Genomic DNA, 5,284 nt, shown 5'->3' with positions numbered 1-5,284 from the left:
CAGCGCGCCGTATGGTGGGCCATCCCCATGATACCGCTCGATCTTAGGTCGACTGGGTCAGGCTAGCAAGCCGACGTTTTAACCCGATTGAAGAGGCCGGCACTGCCGATACCAAGTGTCCGCTTTGGGTCGAAAGCGGCCTCCGGACGTATGTCCTTGAGGCCGCCGGTCCAGTAGTTGTGTCCGTTAGGCTTCAGTCTGCTCTGCCATCTCCAACGCGTCCTCGACCTCTATGCCCAAGTACCTAACTGTGCTCTCAAGCTTGGTGTGGCCGAGCAGAATCTGAACTGCGCGAAGGTTCTTAGTCCGGCGATAGATTAGTGATGCCTTCGTCCGACGCATGCTGTGAGTTCCGCAGCTATGTCGGTCGAGTCCGATATCTGTGACCCATGACTCAACGATTCGCGCGTAGTGGCGGGTGGAGAGATGGTCCGCAGCCCACCCAGGGAATAAGTAAGATGCAGATGCTAGCTGGGCTTGACGGGACCAGTCAGCAATGGCGGACCTTGTCATCTCCGTTAGCTCAAATTGAACTGGCCTACCTATTTTCCGCTGCAGTACGATCGTCCTCCTGGCGATGGTAGAGCCGTGAGATACATCTTTTAGCCGAAGGCTGATTAGATCGCACCCCCGTAGCTTTGAATCAATCGCTAGATTGAACATCGCCAGATCTCGAGCTCGCCCGGCCAGCTGTAGGCGCACCCGAATGGACCAAATGTCGCTGAGTCTGAGCGGCGCGTTTTGGCCGACCAGCTTTCCCTTGTTCCACGGCGTGAGGTGAGATGGCATATGAGGGTCCCGGCTCGGGCCTCTACCCTGCCTGCCTTACGTGACCTCCGCTGGACTCAACCTTAGGCCGAAAGCGGATACCAAGCCGATGGGTGGTGCGCGTATGCGATCAAGCGTCATTGGGTGCAGCACACTTGGGCCTGTCGATAAGCTGACCAATAGGCACCACCATCACTTGGAACCCTTCGGGCGCAGTTGTCGCCTAGCCGATACTCAGAGACTTCAGCACAAGTTGGCCGCAGCCGGCAAAATTGCCTTTTACGGTCCATAAGTCGTTGAATCGTCTAGGGCGGCCAGCTTCGAGAGGCCTCAAACCGGCCAACTTGTGCTTTACGCTTTAGTACAAGTTGGCCGAAACGGCCAACTTATGCTTTCGCCCACACGGTTGATGCCAAGTGCCTGATTCGATGGTGGCCCACCAGCAATCACATTCAGTCCCCAAGAGTTTGTTGGGAAAGAAAATAATTTGGGCGGTCAGCTGCGGTTACTCGCATCGTTACTCACATTCCCCAGAAGCGGACTGGATTCGAAGCCTGACGGTCGATGTGAGCAGACGAGCAATAGTCCCACCTCGTACAGGAAAGTACTATCCAGTCTTCTTCATGCCCCGCGCTTGGTGCTCACCTCTGTGGGCTGTGGGGACACTGGACGGAGGACGTACCCAATGACCGCCAAACAGAAGCCTGGACGTGATGGCGTCAAGTATTGGCGAGCAGCCGACGCCATCGAAGCGTTAAACAGCGCCTCGCTGGCCGAGGTCGAGGATTGGGACCGGGCGCACTACCCTCACGACCCGCTGGGGAACGCCCGCGCCGACTTGGAGCTTTTCACTGTCAACTCCCCCAGCCGAATTCACTACAACTACTCGCGCACGAACTGGCGAAGCGACCAAGACCACCCACACGACCGCTTGTTCAAGCTGGTCGACCCCGGCCCGCCGCGACGCACCCGCTACGTGCTGTTCAACACAGCGGACCACGGGCACGTGGACCTGCAAAAGGGCGGCGACGGAAAGTGGAAGGTCATGCCCCTGGTCATGGACGACCAGGCGCGGGTGGAGGCAGACGCGCAGGCAGGGGCGTTCGCCGCTCCAGTGGACAGCGACCACGACGCCCGCGTGAGGGCGATGCGCGCCGTGGCCCAGCGCCGCGGCCAGCCGTTGTTCCGCGCCAAGCTGTTGGACGCCTACGGCGGCCGCTGCGCCATCACCGGGTGCTCGGCGCTGGAGGTGCTGGAAGCCGCTCACGTGCTGCCTTACAAGGGCGCGCATACGAACCGGGTGGACAACGGCCTGTTGCTGCGCGCGGACGTCCACACGCTCTTCGATTGCCGGCTACTGTGGATCACCCCCGCGCATACGGTGGCCTTGGCGCCGTCTCTGCTCACCACCGACTACGCCGCCTTGCAGGGCAAGGCGCTGGTCTTGCCCGCTTCACCGGCCCACCGCCCCAACCCGGCCCACCTGGCCGATCACGCGGCGCGGTGCCAGGCTCGCCACTCGGGGCCATAAGCCGATGCGACTGTTCGACCTGCTCAAGGTGTGGGAGCCCGCGTTTGATCCGTCGAAGGCCAAGGTCCACCTGGCGCGTTACAACGGCAACGAGCGACCGCTGGACGTGTTCCTGGAAGGGAAATTCGACTGGTGGCAGCGCTGGCAGACCAAACGCAACTTCCAGCGCGAGTTAGTCGTATCGCTGGTCAACACGGGCTCCCCCACGCGCTGGCTCTACGCCGGACTGTTCCGATCTCTCGACTACGTGGAAGAAGCCGATCCGAAGCCCCACTATTTCTACACCCTTGAGCGGGTGCCCTCCTGCGAGGAGTGGGTGGGTCGCCTCTACCTGGAAAGCGTCTACACCGAACGACATTCCTACCCCCGCGGCGAGACTTTGGCCGACGATCTCACGGTGGTCGAGCTGCTGCCCGAGCGGCTGTCAATCGCCGACTTCCCCGGCTTCAAGGCAGTGAACCTCACCAAAGCGCAGCTAGACATCGTGGTGCGCAACCAGTCCGCCGCCTGGCGCGCGGCTCTTTCGTCGGTGAAGGGGGTCTACGTCATCACAGACACGGCCACCGGCCGGCTCTACGTCGGCAAGGCATCGGGCGCCGACGGCATCTGGGGTCGCTGGTGCGCGTATGCGGCCAACGGGCACGGGGGCAACGTCGCCTTGCGCCAGGAGTTCGGCATCGAGGCCCCCGACGAACGCCGGCATGCCTTGCGCTTTGCCGTCCTGGAAATCGCTGACCTGTCGGCAACCGAGGCCGATCTCTGCGAACGGGAGAGCCACTGGAAGTCCGTTCTGCTGTCACGGGACCACGGCCTCAACCGGAACTAAGAATGCCCCTTAGGTCACTCGGGGCGATTCAAAGAACCGCATCGATCGCACCAGCTCACAGACCGCCGCGTTAAGCTACTCAGGTACATGAGTCGATGTCGAAGGTAGTACGTGTGGAACAAAAGAGCATAAAGGAAACCTTGGCAGGACTCGCGGCTAAGTTCGACAGGACACCCGAGATGTCCAACCGCAGCGACGTCATCTTCTTCAACGAGATAAAGCGCGAAGCGGTGATCGAGCTGCTGGATGCAGCCCACTCCGCCATCCAAGAGAACCAAGAATCTGCTGCCTGGTCCTATCTCGTCCAAGCATCGGAGCACTTGGGGCACCTCATTGGCATCAATGAAGCCGAGTCCCTGACTACGCCAGAACAGGCCATCAACTCGAAGCTAGAACAGTATGGCCGCAAAGGCGGATTGAAGAAGGGCGAGAACGCCAAGCAACTTCAAGATGCTGTCGCCCGCAAGCTCATTGCCGCGACACCCAAGAACGGATGGAAGAGCCGCCCAGAGGTCCATCGGCAGTTTTTCGAACTAGCCGACGAGATCTCCGGATTCAATGCAACTGACTATCAGTGGCGCGCGTTGCTCAAGCGACCGGACATCAAAAAAGTCTTGCCTCCAACGAGCAGGCGAACCCGCTGATTACATCAGCGGTACCGGCAAATGCGGTTCTGATTCATCGCGAATTCCTAGCTAGCGTGCGGCACGCACGTCTGAGCGCATCACAATGACGTTGAATTGCCGCTATTACTCTACCTGATAGCCGCAATAAAAACGTATTGCATCCACTAGGGATCGGCACTTTCTCTCCGAATTTTTAACGTGTGTCCAAGCATCAGCTTGCCGACACACTCATGAATTCGCAGCGACTCCAAATCATTTCCCTGCTCGAGACGACGAAGCGCCTTAACCTCGCGCGTTCCACGCTCTACACGCGTCTCGATCGGAAATCACCCTACTTCGACCCTGACCTGCCGAAGCCCGTGCGCTACGGCTCAAGCGTCGGATTCATTGAGCACGAGATTGACGACTACATCCTTGGCCTGATGCAGGCCAGAGGGGGTGTGGACTGACAGTAGATGCGCGACTGGTTCGCGACTGTCCTGCGGGGCGTTGTTCTAGACGCTACCTGCCACACCCCGCCACACAACATGGCGGACCACCTCACAAAAATCTTGGTACGAAAAAATGCAGCACAACATCAACGATGACCTTCAGTTCGAAGCCGACGACATCATGGGAGCGCTTCGGGAATTGCAATCCAACCCTCAGCACCGGAAGGGCCAGCTCTTCTCGCTGCTCTATCCGGCGATCGTCGAGATGCTGGAAAAGAACGTCACACAAAAAGCGATCCTGGCCACCCTCGCGGAAAAGGGGCTGAAGCTCCATCCTGCCCGCTTCAAGGAGATGATGGCGATGGAGGCCCAGAAGATCCCCAGCATTTCGGGCTCCCGCGTTGAAGAGGAGGGTAAGGAATGAACACTCCCTATCTGCCTCGCGCCTACCCCATCCACGCTATGTACAGCGCCATCCGGGACGCGATCCTGGAAGTCCAGCACAACCTGAAAGCGCCCGACGCGCTGATCGCCGGTTCGTTCCTCACGGCGATGTCCATCGCGTCGCAGGGAGATGTGGATGTCGAACTCCCCACTGGCCAGCTCCGCCCGGTTTCGTTGGATGTCTTGGTCATTGCCGATTCCGGCGAACGCAAGTCGGCCACCGACAGTATTGTTGGCGCGCCCATCTACGAGCACGACGAGAAGGTGGCAAGAGATCACGCCCTGGCCCTGCTCGCCTACAAGGCAGACCGGCGCCTTTGGGATGCCAAGGAGGCGTCCCTGCAACGCAGGGTAGCCAAGGCACTGGACAGCGGCACAGACGACGACATCGAACAACTGCGCGAAGAACTCATCAGCCATGGCGCGTGCGAGCCCGCCAAGCCTGTCCTCAGTCGCATCGTGCACCAGAACATCACCGAACGCCCCCTGATGGAAAGCATGCAGGGCGATGGCAAGTCGATCGCAATCCTGAGTGATGAAGGCGAAATCGTGCTCAAGGGAGGTGCCATGAACAAGTTTGGTACGCTCAACAAGGCTTGGGACGGCGCCAAAACACTGACGCTGGATCGCGCAGACGACAGCATCGTGGTCAACAATC

Annotated in this window: 7 protein-coding genes; 6 read left to right on the top strand and 1 reads right to left on the bottom strand. The window is 59.7% G+C overall.

What is annotated here, in order from left to right; genetic code table 11:
* Positions 1–186: 186 nt before the first annotated feature.
* Complete coding sequence (locus AC06E9_RS19615; protein WP_478056674.1) at positions 187–663, bottom strand: tyrosine-type recombinase/integrase; 477 nt, start codon at positions 661–663, stop codon at positions 187–189.
* 790 nt (positions 664–1,453) lie between these two features.
* On the opposite strand from AC06E9_RS19615, the gene AC06E9_RS19610 reads away from it, so the two are divergent.
* The 6 genes from AC06E9_RS19610 to AC06E9_RS19585 all read left to right on the top strand — a co-directional run.
* Positions 1,454–2,299, top strand: a complete 846-nt coding sequence (locus tag AC06E9_RS19610; RefSeq protein ID WP_478056673.1) for an HNH endonuclease — start codon at positions 1,454–1,456, stop codon at positions 2,297–2,299.
* Between the two features lie 4 nt (positions 2,300–2,303).
* Positions 2,304–3,125, top strand: a complete 822-nt coding sequence (locus tag AC06E9_RS19605) for a GIY-YIG nuclease family protein (protein ID WP_478056672.1) — start codon at positions 2,304–2,306, stop codon at positions 3,123–3,125.
* Positions 3,126–3,304: 179 nt separating this feature from the next.
* On the top strand, positions 3,305–3,769 hold the full coding sequence (locus tag AC06E9_RS19600; RefSeq protein WP_478056671.1) for a hypothetical protein: 465 nt from the start codon (positions 3,305–3,307) through the stop codon (positions 3,767–3,769).
* A gap of 182 nt (positions 3,770–3,951) precedes the next feature.
* Positions 3,952–4,200, top strand: a complete 249-nt coding sequence (locus tag AC06E9_RS19595; RefSeq protein ID WP_111008288.1) for a helix-turn-helix transcriptional regulator — start codon at positions 3,952–3,954, stop codon at positions 4,198–4,200.
* Positions 4,201–4,315: 115 nt separating this feature from the next.
* Complete coding sequence (locus tag AC06E9_RS19590; protein ID WP_313475623.1) at positions 4,316–4,606, top strand: hypothetical protein; 291 nt, start codon at positions 4,316–4,318, stop codon at positions 4,604–4,606.
* On the top strand, positions 4,603–5,284 hold a 682-nt coding region (locus AC06E9_RS19585; RefSeq protein WP_478056670.1), incomplete at its 3' end, for a DUF3987 domain-containing protein. The genes AC06E9_RS19590 and AC06E9_RS19585, both read left to right, overlap by 4 nt.

It is taken from the genome of Stenotrophomonas sp. Steno-Z10-BAI (assembly GCF_056393115.1).
The sequence above is the reverse complement of the archived record's forward strand: the minus strand, read 5'-3'. Positions and strand labels throughout refer to the sequence as shown.